General features: G+C 59.4%; 16 protein-coding genes and 1 tRNA gene. 8 read left to right on the forward strand and 9 right to left on the reverse strand.

The features are described from left to right. The 5 genes from ABF757_RS09580 to ABF757_RS09600 all read left to right on the forward strand — a co-directional run. Positions 1-731: class I SAM-dependent methyltransferase (locus tag ABF757_RS09580; protein ID WP_415481986.1), on the forward strand; the 731-nt coding region annotated here is incomplete at its 5' end. 6 nt (positions 732-737) lie between these two features. Further along, positions 738-1,967 (forward strand): bifunctional phosphopantothenoylcysteine decarboxylase/phosphopantothenate--cysteine ligase CoaBC, encoded by a 1,230-nt coding sequence (coaBC, locus tag ABF757_RS09585; protein ID WP_415481987.1) that lies wholly within the window; start codon positions 738-740, stop codon positions 1,965-1,967. Positions 1,968-2,011: 44 nt separating this feature from the next. After that, positions 2,012-2,503, forward strand: a complete 492-nt coding sequence (gene dut, locus ABF757_RS09590) for a dUTP diphosphatase (protein WP_415481988.1) — start codon at positions 2,012-2,014, stop codon at positions 2,501-2,503. Beyond that, positions 2,500-4,251 (forward strand): ABC transporter permease, encoded by a 1,752-nt coding sequence (locus ABF757_RS09595; protein ID WP_415481989.1) that lies wholly within the window; start codon positions 2,500-2,502, stop codon positions 4,249-4,251. Before dut ends, ABF757_RS09595 begins: the two co-directional genes overlap by 4 nt. Before the next feature lie 46 nt (positions 4,252-4,297). Then, positions 4,298-5,620, forward strand: a complete 1,323-nt coding sequence (locus tag ABF757_RS09600) for an ABC transporter ATP-binding protein (protein ID WP_035370271.1) — start codon at positions 4,298-4,300, stop codon at positions 5,618-5,620. 37 nt (positions 5,621-5,657) lie between these two features. Here the strand turns inward: ABF757_RS09600 and msrA are convergent, their stop codons facing one another. The 3 genes from msrA to ABF757_RS09615 form a co-directional block, all read right to left on the reverse strand. Further along, a complete protein-coding gene (msrA, locus tag ABF757_RS09605) occupies positions 5,658-6,185 on the reverse strand; it encodes a peptide-methionine (S)-S-oxide reductase MsrA (protein ID WP_415482008.1) in 528 nt (175 codons plus the stop codon). A 77-nt stretch (positions 6,186-6,262) separates the two neighbouring features. Then, complete coding sequence (locus tag ABF757_RS09610) at positions 6,263-8,956, reverse strand: valine--tRNA ligase (RefSeq protein WP_415482010.1); 2,694 nt, start codon at positions 8,954-8,956, stop codon at positions 6,263-6,265. Between the two features lie 300 nt (positions 8,957-9,256). Beyond that, positions 9,257-9,958: a protein-L-isoaspartate O-methyltransferase family protein gene (locus ABF757_RS09615; RefSeq protein ID WP_415481991.1), complete on the reverse strand. Its 702-nt coding sequence runs from the start codon at positions 9,956-9,958 to the stop codon at positions 9,257-9,259. Between the two features lie 147 nt (positions 9,959-10,105). On the opposite strand from ABF757_RS09615, the gene ABF757_RS09620 reads away from it, so the two are divergent. Beyond that, a tRNA-Cys gene (locus tag ABF757_RS09620) sits at positions 10,106-10,179 on the forward strand. Between the two features lie 189 nt (positions 10,180-10,368). Here ABF757_RS09620 and ABF757_RS09625 read toward each other — a convergent pair. Beyond that, positions 10,369-11,757: an NAD-dependent succinate-semialdehyde dehydrogenase gene (locus ABF757_RS09625; protein ID WP_415481992.1), complete on the reverse strand. Its 1,389-nt coding sequence runs from the start codon at positions 11,755-11,757 to the stop codon at positions 10,369-10,371. Between the two features lie 236 nt (positions 11,758-11,993). Between ABF757_RS09625 and ABF757_RS09630 the strand changes: the two genes are divergently transcribed. Next, positions 11,994-12,902 carry an AraC family transcriptional regulator gene (locus tag ABF757_RS09630; RefSeq protein ID WP_415481994.1) on the forward strand — a complete coding sequence of 303 codons (909 nt, stop codon included), beginning with the start codon at positions 11,994-11,996 and terminating at the stop codon, positions 12,900-12,902. Between the two features lie 31 nt (positions 12,903-12,933). On the opposite strand, the gene ABF757_RS09635 is transcribed toward ABF757_RS09630, so the two are convergent. After that, positions 12,934-13,734: an SDR family NAD(P)-dependent oxidoreductase gene (locus ABF757_RS09635; RefSeq protein WP_234394813.1), complete on the reverse strand. Its 801-nt coding sequence runs from the start codon at positions 13,732-13,734 to the stop codon at positions 12,934-12,936. A gap of 74 nt (positions 13,735-13,808) precedes the next feature. Between ABF757_RS09635 and ABF757_RS09640 the strand changes: the two genes are divergently transcribed. After that, the gene (locus ABF757_RS09640; RefSeq protein ID WP_415481996.1) at positions 13,809-14,954 is read left to right on the forward strand and encodes a hypothetical protein; all 1,146 of its coding nucleotides are present in this window, start codon (positions 13,809-13,811) and stop codon (positions 14,952-14,954) included. A 32-nt stretch (positions 14,955-14,986) separates the two neighbouring features. Here ABF757_RS09640 and thiL read toward each other — a convergent pair whose 3' ends face one another. The 4 genes from thiL to recQ form a co-directional block, all read right to left on the reverse strand. Further along, positions 14,987-15,985 (reverse strand): thiamine-phosphate kinase, encoded by a 999-nt coding sequence (gene thiL, locus ABF757_RS09645; RefSeq protein WP_415481997.1) that lies wholly within the window; start codon positions 15,983-15,985, stop codon positions 14,987-14,989. Beyond that, entirely contained in the window at positions 15,954-16,478 is a 525-nt protein-coding gene (gene nusB, locus ABF757_RS09650; RefSeq protein WP_415481998.1) for a transcription antitermination factor NusB, read from the reverse strand. The genes thiL and nusB overlap by 32 nt, the downstream gene beginning before the upstream one ends. A gap of 52 nt (positions 16,479-16,530) precedes the next feature. Then, positions 16,531-17,007 carry a transcriptional regulator NrdR gene (nrdR, locus tag ABF757_RS09655; RefSeq protein WP_415481999.1) on the reverse strand — a complete coding sequence of 159 codons (477 nt, stop codon included), beginning with the start codon at positions 17,005-17,007 and terminating at the stop codon, positions 16,531-16,533. 116 nt (positions 17,008-17,123) lie between these two features. Further along, positions 17,124-18,977: a DNA helicase RecQ gene (gene recQ / locus ABF757_RS09660; protein ID WP_415482011.1), complete on the reverse strand. Its 1,854-nt coding sequence runs from the start codon at positions 18,975-18,977 to the stop codon at positions 17,124-17,126. Positions 18,978-18,997 lie beyond the last annotated feature (20 nt).

An 18,997-nucleotide genomic window follows, 5' to 3' on the forward strand; every position in this document is an offset into this window, starting at 1 on the left:
AAGAAACGGATTTTGGCTTCCGCTCCGTCAGGAAGGAAGAAAAGAAAAACCTCGTTCGCTCGGTATTTGACAGCGTTGCTGGCAAATACGACGTCATGAACGACATCATGTCCCTCGGTATCCATCGGGTCTGGAAGCGGATTTTCGTGACCGAGCTGGGCCCCCAGCCGGGCCTGCGCCTGCTTGATCTGGCTGGCGGCACGGGTGATATCACGTTCGGCTGGCTCAAGGGTGGTGGTGGCCCAGCGATCATGACCGACATCAACAGCAGCATGCTGTCTGTCGGGCGGGATCGGGCCATCAATCAGGGGCTGGTGTCTGATCTGTCTTTCTGCGTGGTCGATGCCGAAGCCATTCCCCTGCGCGATATGTCCGTGGACCGGGTTTCCATCGCATTCGGCCTGCGTAACTGCACGGACAAGCTGGCTGTTATCCGTGAGGCGCGCCGGGTCCTGCGGCCGGGTGGCCGATTCATGTGTCTGGAATTTTCCAAGGTGCAGGTCGCAGCACTCGCCCCCATTTACGATGCGTGGTCCTTCAAGGTGCTGCCCGCCATGGGGGGCATGGTGGCCAAGGACAGGGATAGCTACCAGTATTTGGCCGAGAGCATCCGCATGTTCCCCGATCAGGAAACGCTGGCGAGCATGTTCCGAGAGGCCGGGCTGTCGCATGTGCGTTACCAGTCACTCTCGGGCGGGATTGCAGCCATTCATTCAGGCTGGCGTATCTGACCTGCCATGGCACGGCCTGACACGCCCCGCTCCGTTCTGCTTGTCATTAGCGGCAGTATTGCCGCTTACAAGGCTCCCGAGCTGATCCGGTTGCTTCAGGCCGAAGGCATGAGGGTACGCTGCGTGTTGAGTAAGGGGGGCAGCCAGTTTGTTACACCCCTTACGCTTCAGGCCCTGACAGGGGAAGCCGTAGCGCAGGACCTGTTCTCCCTGACTGAAGAACAGGAAATGGGGCATATCGCCCTATCCCGCTGGGCTGATCTCGTGCTGGTTTGCCCAGCATCGGCTAACCTGCTGGCCCGTATGGCTGGTGGCCTTGCCGAAGATCTGGCCAGCACCTTGCTGCTGGCCACCGATGCGCCTGTTATGGTGGCGCCGGCCATGAATGTCAGAATGTGGGAGCACCCCGCAACCCGGCAGAATATGGCGGTATTGGCCGAACGCGGGGTGAAAATCCTGCCTCCTGATACGGGCGCGATGGCGTGTGGTGAGTTCGGCGCAGGCCGCCTGCCCTCACCTGCCGCCATACGGGACGCTGTTCTGGCTTTTTTTCTGAGCAGAGAGCGAAAAAGCGGCCCATTGGCGGGCTTGCGCGCATTGGTGACGGCAGGCCCTACGCATGAACCACTCGACCCGGTTCGGTATCTGGCCAATCGCTCATCTGGCCGACAGGGTTATGCCATTGCTCAGGCTCTGGCCGAACAGGGTGCGGATGTAACGCTGGTCAGCGGGCCGGTAACGCTCGCGGCTCCGGTGGGTGTTCGTCTTGTGCGGTGTGAAACGGCGCAGGAAATGCAGGCACATGTTATGCAGGCCCTGCCATGCGATGTGGCGATCTGCACCGCGGCCGTAGCGGACTGGCGCCCCGAAACCGAGGCCTCCCAGAAAATTAAGAAAACTGGCGATATGCGCCCCCCGGCTCTGACACTGGTGCCTAACCCAGATATTCTGGCGCAGCTTTGTGCCCTTGGCACAGGGCGGCCCGGTCTTGTCATTGGCTTTGCTGCCGAGACGGAAACCGTGCAGGCGCATGCGCAGGCTAAGCGTGCGCGCAAGGGCTGTGACTGGCTTGTGGCGAATGATGTAAGTCCCCAGACCGGCATTATGGGCGGTGATGAGAATGAGATTATGCTCATTACTGCTGATGGTGTGGAAACATGGCCCCGCATGAGCAAGCACGACGTTGCCAAAAAACTGGCCGGGCGTGTTGCTGGCTGGTGGCGTGATGTCCGTTAGTCCCGGTGCGAGTGAAATTTTATGGATAACAGGAAAAAACAGCCATGCCTCTTTCCGGCAATAGTGTGATCGCTCCAGGCAGCAGTGTTCAGGTGCAGGTTCAGCGTCTTGCCCATAGTGCCGGTCTGCCGCTGCCTTCCTATGCGACATCAGGGGCCGCTGGCATGGATTTTCTGGCGGCGGTGGAACAGCCGATGGTCATTGCACCGGGCGCGCGCGGGTTGGTGCCTACGGGGCTGAAAATCGCTCTGCCGTCGGGCTATGAACTCCAGATACGCCCGCGTTCGGGGTTGGCGCTCAAACACGGTATTGTCCTGCCCAATGCACCGGGCACGATTGACGAGGATTACCGTGGAGAAATTGGTATTATTGTCATGAATACCGGAGCCGAGCCCTTTATAGTGGAGCGCGGCATGCGTATCGCTCAGGGGGTGGTTGCCCCTGTCGTGCGGGCAGTCTGGAGCGAAAGCACCAGTCTGGATGAAACCGCGCGGGGCGAAGGTGGGTTTGGCAGTACGGGAACGCGCTCTTCATGAATGACCGGCAGCAGGGTTTTCCATCGCAACCGGAGCTGTTTTCATCGCTGGGCCAGCGTTATGTAAACAGTGCGGATGTTCTGCTGCTTGTCTGTGTCGCGGCCTGCGCGATTGCTGCAGGGGCAGCCGTGCGCCACATGCTTGGCCCGTTGGCGGCGGTTACGGCCACCCCTGTGCATCTCGAGTTCAGCTACCTGCCCGGCTATGCCCTGCGCACGACGTTGCGGATGTTCGCTGCTTTGGGCGTATCGCTGGTTTTTACCTTCTGTTACGCAACGCTGGCGGCCCGGAGTGCGCGCGCACGGCAGATACTCATTCCTTTGCTGGATGTCCTGCAATCCGTGCCTATTCTCGGATTTCTGGCATTTACGGTCACGTTTTTTCTCGCCCTTTTTCCCGGTCGTATTCTGGGCGGCGAGCTTGCGGCCATTTTCACCATTTTCACCAGTCAGGCATGGAACATGACGCTGGGCATGTATCAGAGCCTGCGTGCCGTGCCATCCGAACTGGATGAGGCCGCCCGTTGCTTTGGCCTGACATCATGGCAGAAATTCTGGCGGCTTGATGTGCCCTGCGCCGTGCCCTCTCTGGTGTGGAATGCCATGATGTCCATGGCCGGTGGCTGGTTCATGGTTGTGTATTCGGAGAGTATCTCTGTTGGGAATACAGAGGTGGTTCTGCCCGGTATTGGCTCATACGTAGGGCGGGCGATTGATCAGAAAGACATCGCCGCCATAGGGGCCGCCATAGCCGCCATGATGGCGGTTATCCTGCTTTACGACCAGTTGCTCTTCCGCCCGCTGGCGGCATGGGCTACGCGCTTTCGGCTGGGTGGAGGAGATGGTGGTGTGCAGGTTGTGGAACCGTGGTTTTTGCGGTTTCTGCGTCGCACACGGCTGATCAGCAGCTTTGGGGATGCCCTGTTTCTTGCCGCCCGGAAAATCAGCTATCTGAAACTGGGCCGTGCCGTGGGCGTTGCGCGGCCGTCTTCATCCTCTGGCAGTGGTGTATCCGAGTGGCTGTGGCGGGGTTTTCTGGTGGTGGTCTTTCTCGCCGCCCTGTTCCTTGTTGGCCGCTACACTTATGAAACCTATGCCATGGCGGAAGTGGGGCATGTGTTCGTGCTGGGCGGCATTACCATGCTGCGTGTCATGAGCATGCTGCTGCTGGCTTCTGTTATCTGGGTGCCGTTGGGTGTGTGGCTGGGTCTTGACCCGGTGCGGGCACGGCGGGCGCAACTGGCGGCGCAATATTGTGCAGCGTTTCCCGCCAACCTGTTTTTCCCGGTCTTTGTGGTGGGGATTGTACATTTCAATTTGGTGCCGGATGTGTGGCTCACCCCCCTGATGATTCTGGGGGCGCAGTGGTACATCCTGTTCAATGTCATTGCAGGGGCCTCATCCCTTCCGGCGGAACTGCTGGAAGTCTGTCGCAGCCTGAATGTACGGGGCTGGTTCTGGTGGCGCAGGGTGCTGCTGCCCGGTATCATGCCTTACTATCTGGTTGGGGCTGTAGCAGCGGCAGGTGGAGCGTGGAATGCCGCCATTGCTTCTGAAATGGCGCAGTGGGGCGATGTCACGCTCGTGGCCCATGGGCTCGGGGCCTATATTGCCCAGGCAACCCTGCGTGGTGACATCAACCAGATCGGGCTTGGCACGGTTATCATGTGCGTGCTGGTCATGCTGCTGAACACGCTGTTCTGGCGACCGTTGTCCGATTTCGCGGCACGGCGTCTCAAACTCAACTGACCGGATCGTACACGCCATGGAGTTTCTGACCCAACCAAGCCAGGCCATGCCAGAAGGAACGGTTCTGGCGGAAGCCAGGCATGTCCGGCAGTTCTACCATAAGGATAGTGCTGCGGACGTACAGGTGCTGGACGATGTAAACCTGACACTGCACGCAGGCGAAATCGTAGGGCTTCTAGGGCGTTCGGGCTCTGGCAAATCGACCTTGCTGCGTATTCTGGCGGGTCTGCTCCCCCCGACTTCGGGCGAGGTTTTGTGGAAGGGGCAGAAACTGGCCGGCCCCATTACCGAAATTGCGGTCGTGTTCCAGTCGTTCGCGCTGTTTCCGTGGATGACCGTTGAAGAAAACGTGGCGCTCGGGCTGGACGCCAACGGTGTGCCTGCGTCGGAGCGGGACGTGCTGGTTGAAAACGCGATCAGCCTGATCGGTCTGGGTGGTTACGAAAATGCGTGGCCCAAGGAACTGTCAGGCGGCATGCAGCAGCGTGTGGGGCTGGCACGGGCGCTGGTCGTGCGCCCTGCCCTGTTGTTGATGGATGAACCGTTTTCAGCCCTTGATGTGCTGACAGCCGAAAACCTGCGCACGGATCTGATCGAGCTTTGGTCAGAGAAAAAACTGCCGGTTCAGAGCATGCTGATCGTGACCCACAATATCGAAGAAGCGGTTCTGATGTGTGATCGGATCGTGATTGCTTCTTCCAACCCGGGGCGGGTTGCGCATGTGCTGCATGTGCCTTTTGCACACCCCCGCAACCGTGAGGACACTGCTTTCCGGCAGTTGGTGGACCATATTTATGCCCTGATGACCCAGCGCGCCCCCATTATTTCCGAGGCTGATCTGGCCGGTGGTGCGCAGGCTGCTCCGCTTGCGCCCTCGTTCAGGGCGCTGGTGCCAGTGTCCATTACGATGATGATCGGGATGATGGAAGCGCTGGCGGCATCCCCTCTGAATGGGCGGGCCGATCTGCCTGTTCTGGCGGAAAAGCTCCAGCTAGAGCTGGATGACCTGTTCCCGCTGGGAGAATCGCTTGAGCTTTTGGCTCTGGCCGAGCTTGAAGATGGCGATATCCTGCTGACCAATGAAGGTGTGCATTTTGTTCTGAGTGACCTAGAGGAACGCAAGGCCATCATGGGTCATGCGCTGCGGCATTACGTGCCGCTGGTCAAGACAATCTGCTCCACGCTGGATGAACGGCCGAACCATGCGGTTAAGGCCGAGCGCTTTCGGGATGAACTGGAAGCCAGTATGTCGCCCGACTATGCACGGCAGACGCTCCAGACCATTATCGGCTGGGCGCGCTTTGCCGAACTGTTCGATTATGATGAGGAAAGCGACCGCTTCTTTCTGGAAGATGAAGCCGGGGAATAACGGGCCGCCCCTTCAGTGCCGGGGGGGCATGGTCAGCTCAACGAAAGAGTGAGCCGAATACGGTACGGGCTTTGGCCACCTTGGGGGCAATCACAACCTGACAGTAGCCCGCCTGCGGGTTGCGGGCGTAATAGTTGTGGTGCTTTTCTTCCGCAGGCCAGAATGTAACGGCAGGCACGACCTCTGTAACAGGGGGCCTCCCCCACAGGTTATCACGCGTGATTTCGTCCATGACTGCGCGGGCTGTCTGCTGCTGCTCGGCTGTCTGGTAGAAAATAACGGAGCGATACTGGGTGCCGACATCGTTGCCCTGCCGGTTCAGGGTTGTCGGGTCATGCACGACAAAGAACAGACGCAGCAGTGTTTCAAAAGAAAGTGCGGCGGGATCCCATTCCAGCCGGATGACTTCGGCATGGCCTGTCTGCCCTGAGCAGACCTGCTCATAGGTTGGGTGATCGACAGTGCCGCCTGCATAGCCGGGGGTAACGCTTTTAAGGCCTTTCAACCCCTGAAAAGAAGCCTCCAGACACCAGAAGCATCCACCACCCAGAACTGCCGTTTCCATCATTTTCACTCCTGTTCCATCCCGCATGGAAGGGCATGGAGCTTAACGCCATGCGGGATGGAAGGTTGTGCCTCTGTTCAGCCAATCCGTGCCAGAGCCGCACGCAGGCGCGTGCATTCGCCCTGCTGGACTTCCAGCCTTTCGCGCATTTCCTGCACGATTTCGGGTTTGGCGCGGCTGACGAAGTTTTCATTGCCGAGTTTCTTGTCGGTTTTGGAAACCTCATCTTCCGCCTTGGCCAGATCCTTGGTCAGACGCGCCTTTTCCACGCTCAGGTCTATCAGCCCTTCCAGCGGCAGAATGAGCGTGGCTTCATCCACGATCATCTGGGCAGCACCCTTGGGGATTTCGCCCTCAAGGGTGGTGATCTCGGAAATACGGGCCATACGGCGGACTGAGTCCGCCCAGCGGTTAACGCGGTCCATCGTTTCCGCGCTGGCATCCTTGAACAGCACCGGCGCCAGAAGCGAAGGCGGAATGTTCATTTCTGAACGCACGGTACGGATTTCGGTAATCAGGCGGATGATATGGTCACATTCGCGCTGGGCATCCTGTGCTTCAAGCGGCTGTGCGGGCAGCGGCCATGGAGCGTTGATCAGGCTGCCTTCTTCACCAAAGCCGAATTCATGCCATAGCGTGTCGGTAATGAACGGCACCACAGGCTGGAGCAGACGCAGGATCATGCCCAGAACATGAGCCGCTACGGCCCTGATTTCTGCGGCTTCGTCCGCATTGTCAGAGGTAAAGACCGGCTTGGCGAATTCAAGGAACCAGTCGCAGAAGCGGTTCCAGACAAAACGGTACGCGCTCTGGGCATATTCATCGAAACGATAGGCCTGAAGGGCGTTTGTGGCCTCGATGACGGCGGTCTCGGCCTCGGCAATGATCCAGCGGCCCAGTGGTGAGCGCACTGCATGGGGGTCGAAACCGGGCTGCGGGGCCACGCCGTTCATTTCGCAGAAACGTGCTGCGTTCCACAGCTTGGTCATGAACGCGCGGTAGTCTTCCACCCGCTTGCGGCCTAGTTTGACATCGCGACCGATCCCCGTAAGGGCGCAGATGGTAAAGCGCATGGCATCGGCACCGTAATCGTCGATCAGCTCAAGCGGATCGATACCATTGCCTTTGCTCTTGGACATTTTCTGTCCGTGCTCATCGCGCACCAGCCCATGGATGAAAACATGCCGGAAAGGCACATCCTTCATGAAGTGCTGGCCCATCATCATCATCCGGGCGACCCAGAAAAAGATGATGTCAAAGCCCGTTACCAGCACATCTGTCGGGTAGTAACGGTTGAGTTCCGGGGTCTGTTCGGGCCAGCCCAGTGTCGAGAACGGCCACAGTGCGGAGGAGAACCACGTGTCCAGCACATCCTCATCCTGCCGCAGGGGCTGGGCTTCACCGTAATGCTGTGCGGCCAGTTTTTGTGCTTCGGCTTCGTCATGTGCGACAAAAACATGCTCATCCGGGCCGTACCATGCGGGAATACGATGCCCCCACCAGAGCTGGCGGGAAATGCACCAGGGCTGGATATCGCGCATCCAGGCAAAAAAGGTGTTTTCCCACTGTTTGGGCACAAATTCCGTTTTGCCGGAGGTAACCGCTTCCATGGCCGGACCAGCCAGCTTGCCGGCATCGCAGTACCACTGGGTTGTCAGGCGCGGTTCGATAACGGCGCCACCGCGCTCGGCATGGGGCACCTGATGGCGGTGGGGCTCGATTTTTTCCAGCCAGCCGGTTTCTTCCAGTTTGGCCACAATGGCCTTGCGGGCTTCCTCACGCGGCAGGCCCGATAGGGAGCGGACAAAAGCCGGATCGGCCAGCCCGTCCTGTGCGGTGAGTTCAGCATCGATTTCGTCAAGAATGACGCGCGCCTGATCGTCCAGAATGGAGAGCATGGGCAGCGCGTGCCGACGGCCGACCTCAAAATCGTTGAAGTCATGCGCAGGGGTGATCTTGACCGCGCCACTCCCCTTTTCAGGGTCTGAGTGTTCATCCGCCACGATGGGGATAAGGCGTCCGGTCAGCGGCAGGCGCACAAAGCGGCCAATAAGTGCCGTGTAGCGTTCATCTTCGGGGTGAACGGCCACAGCCGTATCGCCCAGCATGGTTTCAGGTCGGGTGGTTGCAACCGTGATGGTCACATCGTCCAGACCATCTACAGGGTAGCGGATATACCACAGATTGCCCGCTACATCCTTGCTTTCCACTTCAAGGTCGGAAATGGCGGAGCGGAATACCGGGTCCCAGTTGACTAGGCGGCGGTCGCGGTAAATCAGGCCATCACGGAACAGGCTTACAAAAACCTCCCGCACCGAGCGGGACAGCCCTTCATCCATGGTAAAGCGCTCACGCGGCCAGTCGAGCGAGGCCCCGAGCCTGCGGAGCTGGCGGGTAATGCCCCCGCCGGATTCTTCTTTCCACTTCCATACGCGCTCGACAAAAGCCTCGCGCCCCATGGCCTGTCTGGATGAGCCTTCCGCACCAACGGCGCGTTCAACCACCATCTGTGTGGCAATGCCTGCGTGGTCGGTGCCCGGCTGCCAGAGCGTGTCAAACCCCTGCATGCGCTTCCAGCGGATAAGGGTATCCTGCAGGGTCATGGTCAGTGCATGGCCCATATGCAGGGTGCCGGTCACATTGGGCGGCGGGATCATGATGGTGAAGGGCTGCCTGTCGCTGCCCGGCTGCGCCGAAAACGCCTTGCGGCTCTCCCACAGGTCGTAAAGGCGTTTTTCGGTCTGAGCGGGTTCAAAGGTCTTGTTGAGCATCTTCATCCAACCATAAGCCACGTAAAAAAGGCGGCAGGCATGTACTGCCCCCGCCATGCAGGACTGTCATTCTCTTGCCTGAGCACATTACCCTGCCATCTGTCTGGCAGGGGTTTCATACCCCGGCTCCTGTCATCAGCCTGTGTTTCAGGCTGCGGGAACGATTACCTGCACCCGAACATGATGGCTGTCTTTTACCGTGAGAGCGTATGGCTTGTCACCATCCCGTGCGATGATTCAGGAGCCCGCTCCGTGGTGCGTGGTTTTGTGTTCACTCAGGCAGGCACCGTAAGCCCTGTCTTACAAGGCAAAGCTGCGGGTGGGGGTGAATTCAGGCAAAAGCGGGCACCGGGCTTCTGAAAGGCGTGTTAGAATAAACCCATCGGCCCCACTCGTGGCAGCAGTGGCCACGAACAGTTCGGAAAGATCGCCCGCCTTGTGTATCAGCCCGACGACCCGGCCCCCCGCTGCAAGCTGGGTATGGCAGAACGTAGGAAGCGCTGTAATGGCGCCATCGAAATAGATCAGGTCATAGGGGGCGCGGGTTTCGTCCCCCTGCTGCAAAGAACCGCAGACCCAGTGAACGGCAGGCAGAGCCGCGCAGAAATCCTGCCCCTGCTTGCAAAGGGCCGTATCCGATTCCACCGCCGTGACTGTAAGCCCCAGCGACGCCAGAAGTGCTGCGCTATATCCTGCGCCGGCTCCGACAACCAGCGCATGCTGGCCGGGGAGCGGGTTGGCTGCCTGCAAAAGCCGGGCTGTCAGTAAGGGTTGCAGCAGTACCCTGCCCGTGCCCAGTGGCAGGCTGACATCCGCATAGGCCAGCGCCTGCTGGGCTGCGGGAACGCAGGCCTGACGGGCAAGGAGCCGCATGGCTTTGAGAACGCGCGGATTGCTGATTTCAGACGGGCGGAGCTGGTCATCCACCATCAGGTTACGCGCCTCGTCCCAATCCTGCGTGCTGGCAGCTGGGTCAATCCTTGTGGCGGCGGGTAACGTCATGGGCGGCCCCTTCTGGTCTGTGCGGTTTCATCCAACCCCGGTGGCCGGTATGAAGCAACGACTATGTGACATAATGAAAAAAAAAACGCACAACACAACGTCTTGACCAATCAGGCGGAACAGTGGATAAGGCACCCACTGCACCATGGTCCGGTGGCAGAATGGTGATGTAGCGGACTGCAAATCCGCGTATGTGGGTTCGATTCCCGCCCGGACCTCCATTTTCTCAATGGAAATGGTTTTAATCGTTGTGGCGACAGGCCACGGTGCACGGAATTCTTCAAAGATTACAAAACAGGTATTGCCGCCGACATAAGCGGTCGGCGTCTGATTTTGTGTTTTATCCCTGCTTTCAGGGAATGCGAATCATTTGGGGCCGCCTCGCAAGGGGCGGCCCCATGAGCAGATGCTCAGAACGGTGCGTCGATATCCACAACGTCAATCAGCTTGTGGTTGACGAACTCTTTGATACCAAGGCCGATCAGTTCGCGCCCATGGCCGGAACGGGCCACACCGCCGAACGGCAGGTCGGCCTTGACCATGGTGGGATGGTTGATGAACACCATGCCCGTATAGATGCGCCGGGCAACGGCCACGCCGCGCTCGGTGTCACGGGTAAAGACAGACCCACCGAGGCCGTAGGGCGAATCATTGGCGATTCTGATCGCGTCGTTTTCGTCCTTGGCCCGGTAAAGCTGGGTGACGGGACCAAAGAATTCCCAGTGGCGCGCGGCGTTGTTTTCAAGCCCCGTGACCAGAAGCGGCTGGAAGAACGCCCCCTGTTCGGGCACCGGTGCGCCGATCACTTCAACCGTGGCGCCCAGCTTGCGGGCTTCTTCCACCTGATTGCGCAGGTCGTCCGCAGCTTTTTGCGAGGAAAGCGGGGCCAGCGTTGTTTCGGGAGACAGCGGATCGCCCGCGCGCAGTTCGGCGACGCCTTTCTTGTAAAGCTCAACAAAGCGGTCATAGATCGCGTCAGCCACGATCAGGCGCTTGGCGGAAACGCAAACCTGGCCAGCGTTCCAGTGACGCCCGAAAACAGCCCATTTGACGGCTTTTTCAAGGTCGGCATCTTCCAGAACGATGAAGGCATCTGCCCCACCCAGTTCCATGGTCGCTTTCTTCAGCGCCTTGCCAGCCGTTGCCGCGACGATGGAGCCTGCGCCTTCGGAGCCGGTGAGAGCAACACCGCATACGCGCGGGTCGTTCAGCACGGTTTCCGTGTGGTGGCGGGCCAGATACAGGTTGCGGAAGGCACCGTCCGGCAGCCCCGCCTTTTTCATCAGATCATCGAAAATGGCAGCGCACTGCGGCACGTTGGAAGCGTGCTTGAGCAGAACCGTGTTGCCGGCCGAAAGCTGCGGCGCGATGATGCGGGCGATCTGATAGTAAGGGAAGTTCCACGGTTCGATGGCCAGAACAATACCCTGCGGCTCATGCACCAGCATGGCCTTGCCTTCTTCGGGGTTCTTGACCGGCAGGGCTTCGCTTTTCAGCAGCCGTTCGGCGTGTTCTGCATAATATTCAAAGATTTCGGCTGAAAGGATGACTTCCGCCCGGGCTTCGGTCAGCAGCTTGCCCATTTCAAGGGTGAGCAGGCGGGCATACTCATCCAGATTGTCACGCAGGATGGTGGCAGCCGCGGTCATGACCTTTGCCCGTTCGGCAAAAGAAGTCTCGCGCCAGTTCAGAAAAGCGGCATAGGCACCATCCAGTGCGGCCTGCACTTCCTGATCAGTCGCATCGGGAAAAACCTTGAGGGTTTCGCCTGTGTAGGGGTTTGTTGTGGCGTAAGCCATGATGTTTTTCTCCGCTTTGTAAACGCCTTGGCACCATGCGACACTCACGCCCGATGCGGTATGGCAAATTCTGTCCCGTTATTGCCTGATCCTGTCATGGGGGAGAGTTTTAGCCGGTAAAATCCGTTTGATTTTACGCCACACCGTTGCCTTATTATATCTGCGCTTTGAGAATATGCGCGATTCAGGCAATCAATGGCTGGAGGCCCGACAGGCCGTGGCAAAAGGGACAGGGCATGACGGATAATCTGGCTGCATTGCAGTCTCTTGTCAGGCGGCATTGCCAGCAGCATCAGGTTGCAACGGCCATTCCTGAACTGACTCTCTACAGCGCCGAGGCTGTGAGTGAGCCCCTGACCTTTGTTTCAGAACCACAGGTCTATGTGATTGTGCAGGGCCGTCAGCAGGTCATGCTGCGCGACAAGGTGTTCGACTACGATGCCAGCCATTATCTGGTAACGGCGGTTGATCTGCCCGTGGCGGGCTGCATTACGCAAGCCACGCCAGAAAGCCCTTATCTGGCGCTGTGTCTGGCCCTTGACCCCGCGCAAATCGCGGAACTGCTGTTGGTTGTCAATGACAGGCAGGTTGACCCGTATCAGGCCTGTATCATGGGTATGGGGCTGAGCCCGCTAAACAGCAACATCACCGACCCGCTCCTGCGTCTGCTACGTCTGCTTGACCAGCCCGAGGATATTTCCATCCTCAAACCCATGATCATGCGTGAACTGCTTTACCGGATTTTGCAGGGTGATCAGGGCTGTGCGCTCAAGCAGATCGCGACCGCAGGCAGTGCGCTGTCACAGATCAACCGCGCCATACACTGGATGTCGCAGCATTATTCCGAGCCGTTTGATATCGCCAGTGTGGCGGGCATTGCAGGCATGAGCCTTTCCACGTTTCACCGGCATTTCAGGGCTGCGACCAATATGAGCCCCCTGCAATACCGCACGCAGCGGCGCTTGCAGGAGGCGCGGCGGCGTATGGTGAGCGAACATATCGATGCCGCTGGGGCAGCTTTTGCTGTTGGCTACGAAAGCCCATCGCAGTTCAGTCGGGAATATCGGCGCATGTTCGGCCGTCCCCCAGCGCAGGATGCCCAGTATGTGCGCGAGGCGCAGGAAAGCGCACGCGACCGGGGATAAAGCTGCCCCGGCCCGTGCAGCATGCCTGTTTTCAGTGCGTGTCTTTCTGCCCGACCGCCAGAGAGAGCAGAATACGCTCACGCAGCGCCTGCGGCACCAGTCGTGTGAGCACTTCCAGCACACGGAAAGGCCACGGGAACACGCACACGGCCTGTTTGCGCTCAATGGCACGCGCGCAGAGCCGGGCGGCCTTTTTGGCGGAAACAAGGAAAGGCCGTGGCCCTTCAAGCCGCTGGCTCATGGGCGTATCCACAAAGCCGGGGGCAATCAGCGTTACGGCAATATTATGCTGCCGCCAGCCCAGCCCCGCAGCCTTTGCAAAGAATGCGAGCCCTGCCTTGGAACTGCTATAGGATGCAGCAAAGGGCATTTCGTAAAAGGCAGCGACTGAACCAAAGAATGCGATCCGTCCGCCCCCACGCTCCGCCATGCCTTGAGCCGCCGCCGTAGCGAGTGCCACAGGGGTGGAATAATTGACCTGAGCCAGTTGCAGAACCTTGTCAGGGCTTTCCGTTGTGCTGCCGGGGGTTTGAATATCCGAAAGCCCGGCACCGAGAATGACCAGATCCGGTTGGCTTGCAGCATCGTCCTCACGGTAGGCGTTCAGCGCGGCCTGCCCATCGCACAAATCCACCTGTCTGGTCTGGACGCTGGCTCCCATGCCGCCGCAGAGCGTGGCAAGTTCACCCAGTTTCTGCGCGTTACGCCCCCATAGAATGAGCGTGCGGCCCGGTGCCGCGTAGAGGCGGGCAAGCTCGGCCCCAATGCCGCCAGAAGCGCCTGTAATCAGGATCGTGCGGGGGGCATAAGGCGCAGTTGTATCGGATTTCAATATTTTTTCCTTTCCCATCGAGGCGGAATAAGGCATCACCCCTGTGGTTTTTACCCGCAGATGACGGAGTGGCAATGTCTTCCCCGATTCAGATCACCGTATCTCCTGTTTCGGGATCTCGTCAGCTTTCGACCTTTATAAAGCTTCCGCGCCGACTTTACGATGGCCTGCCCGGTTATGTGCCGCCGCTCGACATGGAAGAGCGCGACCTGCTCTCTCCTCGCAAGTCGGCATTTTACGACCATGGGTTTGGTTGTTATTTTCTGGCATGGCGCGATGGTGTGCCGGTTGGGCGTATTTCCGCTCAGGTTGATGCGCTGGTGCTGCGTCAGCCCGGCCCGCGCACCGGCTTTTTTGGCGCACTGGATACGGTTGACCCTGAGTGTGTTGCCCCACTGCTTGAGGCGGCGGAAGCATGGCTTAAAACCCGTCAGGTAGAGCGTATTCGCGGACCATGGAGCCTGAACAGCAACGGTCAGTCCGGTATCATGGTGGAAGGTCAGAACGAAATCCCCATGATCAGCACGCCGTGGCACCCCACCATGCTGGGCGATGCGGTGGAAAAGGCCGGATATGCCCGCGCCATGGATCTTCTGTCCTACCGGATGGAAACCGGTCCGGCGGCGGAGCAGGCCAATCAGTTGCCGCCGCGCCTGCGCGACCGGATGGGTAATATCCGCATGCGTGGCCTGCGGATGGACCATATCAACGAAGACGCCGAAATCCTGCGCGATATCTATAACGATGCTTGGTCAGATACATGGGGCAATGTGCCTTTGACCCAGCGCGAGGTGCAGGGTCTGCTCAAAGCGCTCAAACCCATTTTGCGTTCAGAGCAGTATGTGCTGGCCGAAGTGGACGGCGAGCCAGCGGCCATTGCGCTGGTTGTGCCTAATATGTTCGACGTTGCGGGTGATCTGGGTGGTGCACCCTCACCGCTGGGCTGGCTGCAACTGGCTACCCGCGTTGCCCGTCATGAGTTCACCTCGGCCCGTGTGGTGCTGCTGGGTGTGCGCAAGAAATATCTTGGCACCGCATTGCGTGCCATGCTGCCCGTTCTGATTATTGATGAGCTGATGCGTCGGGGCCATGCCCTGCCCTATCGTACCATTGAACTGGGCTGGGTGCTGGAAAGCCATGAAGGCCTGCGTGCCCTGATTGAACGCATTGCGCCGCAGCCTTACAAGCGTCATCGGATGTATGAAAAGCTGCTGGCCTAAAGGCCCGTTGCTCAAAAATATGGAGCCGCCTGTTAAAGGTGGCTCCACCCTTCCCGGCTGAACGCCATGGGAGTGCCTGCGGCATCGACAACCCGCACCCCCGGTTGCCCATGTGTGGGGGCCGTGAATTCACCAATACGTGTCAGGGGAACCGGCCCATGCAGTGTTTGCATGATGGTGTGCCTCTGCCCTGCGGGTTCGCGCTCGGCTGGAATGGCCATGAGAATTTCGTAATCATCGCCGCCTGTCAGGCAGGTTTCCAGCCATGCGGGGCCTGTTGCGCGCGCCGCGTCCGAAAGGGGTACATCAGCCGCCCGGATGGTCACGCATAGATTGTTTTCACGCGCTAGGTGCCCCGCATCCTGCACCAGCCCGTCAGAAACATCCATTGCGGCGGAGGCCAGCCCGTAAAGCGGCAGGCCAATGCGTGGCTGCGGTGTGTGGTAGCGTCGGGCCAGCCTGCCGTCAGGATCGGGAATAGCGCCCTGCAGCGCTTGCAAGCCCAGAGCCCCATCGCCAATCGTGCCGCTAACCCACAGCCCGTCACCTGCCTGAGCACCACGCCGCTGCACTGCTTGTCCGGGTATGACAGAGCCGATAATCGTTAAAGAAAGAACGAGTGGCCCAGTGGTTGAAGTCGTGTCTCCCCCCATCAGGGTGAGGCCGAACTGTTCCTGATCCGCTTTTAGCCCGCGGCTGAATGCTTCAAACCAGTCATCGGTAATATGGGGTGGGCGGGCTAGCGTCAGCAGCCAGCCTTCGGGGCGGGCACCCATGGCGGCCAGATCGGACAGGTTGCAGCGCAGTAGTTTGCCACCAATCGTATCCGGGGGGTCCGATGGCAGAAAATGCACGTTTTCAACCATCGCATCAGCCGCCATGACCAATTCACGCCCTGATGGCGGCGTGTACAGCGCCGCATCATCGCGCAGGTCAAGGGCGGCGGGTCCGGCAAGGCCTGCAAAGCAGCGCCGGATAAAGCTGAACTCTCCCGGAAGGTCAGTCAGGCTGGGTGTCCGTTGCCGTGTCATGCCCGTCTGCTGCGTTCATCTGCTTGAAGACCGTATCCAGCACCCCATTGATCAGGCGCGGTTCGTCTCCAGAAAAAAAGCCGTGTGCAACATCCATGTATTCGTTGATCAGCACGGGAGCCGGGGCATCTCCAGCACGGGCTTCCGCAATGGCGGCCATCAGCAGGGCGCGCAGTACGGGATCAAGCCGCTCGATGGGCCATGTCGCAGGCAGCGTGTCGCTGATTGTCTGGGTCAGGCTCGTAAGGGAGGAAACCGTATCGCGGACAATGGTGCTGAACAGGCGTGTATCGGCCTCGGGGATGCAGCCATCCTCGTAGCCTGCTCCGCTCATGGTCGTGCCGAAACGATGCAGGAGAAACTGCTCGATGACGCTATCCGGACGGTCGCCATTCTGTTCAATCTGGAACAGCGCCTGCACAGCCGCCAGCCGCGCGGCGGTGCGTGGCCTGCTGGCTGGTGTCAGCCGGGGTTGGTCCTGTAATCCTGTCATCCGTATCTCCTGCCGCGTGGGTGCGTTTCATGGCGCTTTTATGCAGCAAGGTCTAGCTTTTTTCTGCGTCATGCTGCGGATGGGTTTCCATCAAGTTCAGAATTTCAGAGAAATCCCGTGCTTCACGAAAATCCCTGTAAACACTGGCAAAGCGGACATATCCGACACTGTCCACTTCCTTGAGGGCATCCATGGCCAGTTTGCCGACCTGAGTGGTCGTCACTTCGGTCTCACCGCTGGCTTCAAGCTGGCGGACAATGCCCGTTACAATCTGTTCGATCTGCTCTTCAGAGACCGGGCGCTTACGCAGGGCAATATGGATGGAGCGGACGATTTTTTCCCGCTCGAACGGGGTACGCCGCCCGTCATGTTTGACAATGACAAGCTCGCGCAACTGCACGCGTTCAACCGTGCTGAAACGCTGCCCGCAAGACAGGCAGGCCCGTCTGCGCCGAATGGCCGAGCCTTCCTCGTTGGGGCGGCTGTCCTTGACCTGGCTGTCGTGGTGCCCGCAAAAGGGACAACGCATGATGATGACACCCTTTCCTTTAGGCTGGTGCCCGGAACGTTTCCCGTTGTAGCGCGAAACGTGAGAACCCTATCAGATAAGGCGTTTGGCCTGACGCGTCCATAGTCAGTCAGGTCTTAGTGCCCATGCGTGGCCAGAACCTCCAGCACAGCATCGCCATAGCGTTCCAGTTTGGAGCGGCCGACACCTTTTATATCGCCCAGCATATCGAGATCGTGCGGTTTTTCCATTGCGATATCACGCAGGACGGAATCGTGAAAAATGACATAGGGCGGAATTTCCTGCTCCTGTGCCTCTTCCCGCCGCCATTTGCGCAGGGCGTTGAACAGCTCCTGACTTTCCGGCTCAAGCACTGGGCCATCATTTGCCGCACTGCCCGCGCGACGGGAGTTTTGGTCCGCCGTGGGCCGCAGGGGGTCTGCCCGCAGGTGAATGGCTTCCTCCCCGCGCAGGATGGGCCGGGCAACGGGCTGGTTCAGGGTTAGCCCACCAAAGCGGCCTTCGGTTTTCAGCGCACCTCTGGCGATCAACTGGCGTGTAATGCTGCGCCAGTATATTTCACTCTCTTTGTTGCCTATGCCCCAGACCGAGAGCTTGTCATGGCCATGTTTCTGCACGGCCTCTGTCATGCGCCCGCGCAGAACGCTGATGACATGGAGTGCCCCGAAACATTCGCCTGTCCGGTATACGGCAGAGAGCAGTTTGCGGGCTGCCTCGGTGCCGTCGAAGGTCAGAACCGGGTGCAGGCAGTTGTCACAATGTCCGCAGGGCTGCTCCAGTTCCTCGCCAAAGCAGTGCAGCAGGGCGCGCGTGCGGCAGCCGGTTGTTTCTGTCAGCGCGATCATGGCCTCAAGCCTTGCGCTCATGATGCATTTTTCGGAATCAGGGGCCGCGGACTGATCTAGCCAGTATCGCGCACGGGCCATGTCCTCTCCCCCGTACAGCAGCACGGTTTCGGAAGGCAGGCCGTCACGCCCGGCCCGGCCAATCTGCTGGTAATAGGCTTCGGGCGAGGCTGGCATATCCAGATGGATGACGGACCTTACATCCGGCCGGTCTATACCCATGCCAAAGGCGACGGTGGCGACAATAACCAGCGGCTCACCCGAACGAAAACGCAGTAGGGCCGCACGTTTTTCCTGCGGGGACAGCCCCGCATGATAGGCAAGGGCCGCCCAGCCTTTCTCCTGTAGTGACGCGGCAATACGCTCTGTTCGGGCTCGGCTGCCGCAATAGACAATGCTGGCCGCATCCCTGTGGCGTTCGAGAACGCTCATGAGTTGCTTGACCTCGGAGCCTTTGGGAAGAGCCGCGATATTTAGGTTAGGCCTGTGAAAGCTGGAAACCAGAACCTCGGCATGAGGCATATCCAGTGCGGTAAGAATATCCTCGCGCGTCCGCTCATCTGCCGTGGCAGTCAAGGCTATGCGGGGTACGGCGGGAAAGTGCCGGGGCAGTGCTGTCAGCGCGCGATATTCAGGCCTGAACTCATGGCCCCAAGCGGAAATGCAATGCGCCTCGTCAATGGCAATGACAGACAGGGGAATACGGGTCAGCCTGTCTAGCGTGCCTGAAGAGAGCAGGCGTTCGGGCGAAATATAGAGGATATCCAGCCGACCAGTTGCCATGTCCGCGCGGATCTGTGTCGCCTCATGGGCTTCAAGCTCGGAATGCAGGGCTGCCGCGTTCAGGCCGAGCTGGCGCAGGGCGGCAACCTGATCATCCATCAGCGCGATCAGGGGGGAAATCACCAGACCCATGCCGGAGCGGCACAGGGCGGGTATCTGGTAGCATACGCTTTTGCCGCCGCCTGTGGGCATGAGCACCAGCGTATCATGGCCGTGCATGACGCTTTCCACAGCCTGTGTTTGCAGGCTGCGAAAATCATGGAAGCCAAAAACTGCCTGCAGGACTTCCTGTGGCGTCTTGTCGGTAAACCGGTCGTGCCACGGCCCGGCATGGCCGGGCAACTCTTCCGCTATCGTGCCTG

Source organism: Acetobacter papayae (genome assembly GCF_047721125.1).
GTDB classification, from domain to species: domain Bacteria; phylum Pseudomonadota; class Alphaproteobacteria; order Acetobacterales; family Acetobacteraceae; genus Acetobacter; species Acetobacter papayae.

Excerpts from the sequence above, each read along its gene's own strand:
- ABF757_RS09615 (WP_415481991.1), bottom strand. The coding sequence starts at position 9,958 with ATGACGTTACCCGCCGCCACAAGGATTGACCCAGCTGCCAGCACGCAG.
- msrA (WP_415482008.1), bottom strand. The coding sequence starts at position 6,185 with ATGGAAACGGCAGTTCTGGGTGGTGGATGCTTCTGGTGTCTGGAGGCT.
- nrdR (WP_415481999.1), bottom strand. The coding sequence starts at position 17,007 with ATGCGTTGTCCCTTTTGCGGGCACCACGACAGCCAGGTCAAGGACAGC.
- coaBC (WP_415481987.1), top strand. The coding sequence starts at position 738 with ATGGCACGGCCTGACACGCCCCGCTCCGTTCTGCTTGTCATTAGCGGC.
- ABF757_RS09610 (WP_415482010.1), bottom strand. The coding sequence starts at position 8,956 with ATGCTCAACAAGACCTTTGAACCCGCTCAGACCGAAAAACGCCTTTAC.
- ABF757_RS09600 (WP_035370271.1), top strand. The coding sequence starts at position 4,298 with ATGCCAGAAGGAACGGTTCTGGCGGAAGCCAGGCATGTCCGGCAGTTC.
- ABF757_RS09625 (WP_415481992.1), bottom strand. The coding sequence starts at position 11,757 with ATGGCTTACGCCACAACAAACCCCTACACAGGCGAAACCCTCAAGGTT.
- thiL (WP_415481997.1), bottom strand. The coding sequence starts at position 15,985 with ATGACACGGCAACGGACACCCAGCCTGACTGACCTTCCGGGAGAGTTC.
- dut (WP_415481988.1), top strand. The coding sequence starts at position 2,012 with ATGCCTCTTTCCGGCAATAGTGTGATCGCTCCAGGCAGCAGTGTTCAG.
- nusB (WP_415481998.1), bottom strand. The coding sequence starts at position 16,478 with ATGACAGGATTACAGGACCAACCCCGGCTGACACCAGCCAGCAGGCCA.
- ABF757_RS09595 (WP_415481989.1), top strand. The coding sequence starts at position 2,500 with ATGAATGACCGGCAGCAGGGTTTTCCATCGCAACCGGAGCTGTTTTCA.
- ABF757_RS09640 (WP_415481996.1), top strand. The coding sequence starts at position 13,809 with ATGTCTTCCCCGATTCAGATCACCGTATCTCCTGTTTCGGGATCTCGT.
- ABF757_RS09630 (WP_415481994.1), top strand. The coding sequence starts at position 11,994 with ATGACGGATAATCTGGCTGCATTGCAGTCTCTTGTCAGGCGGCATTGC.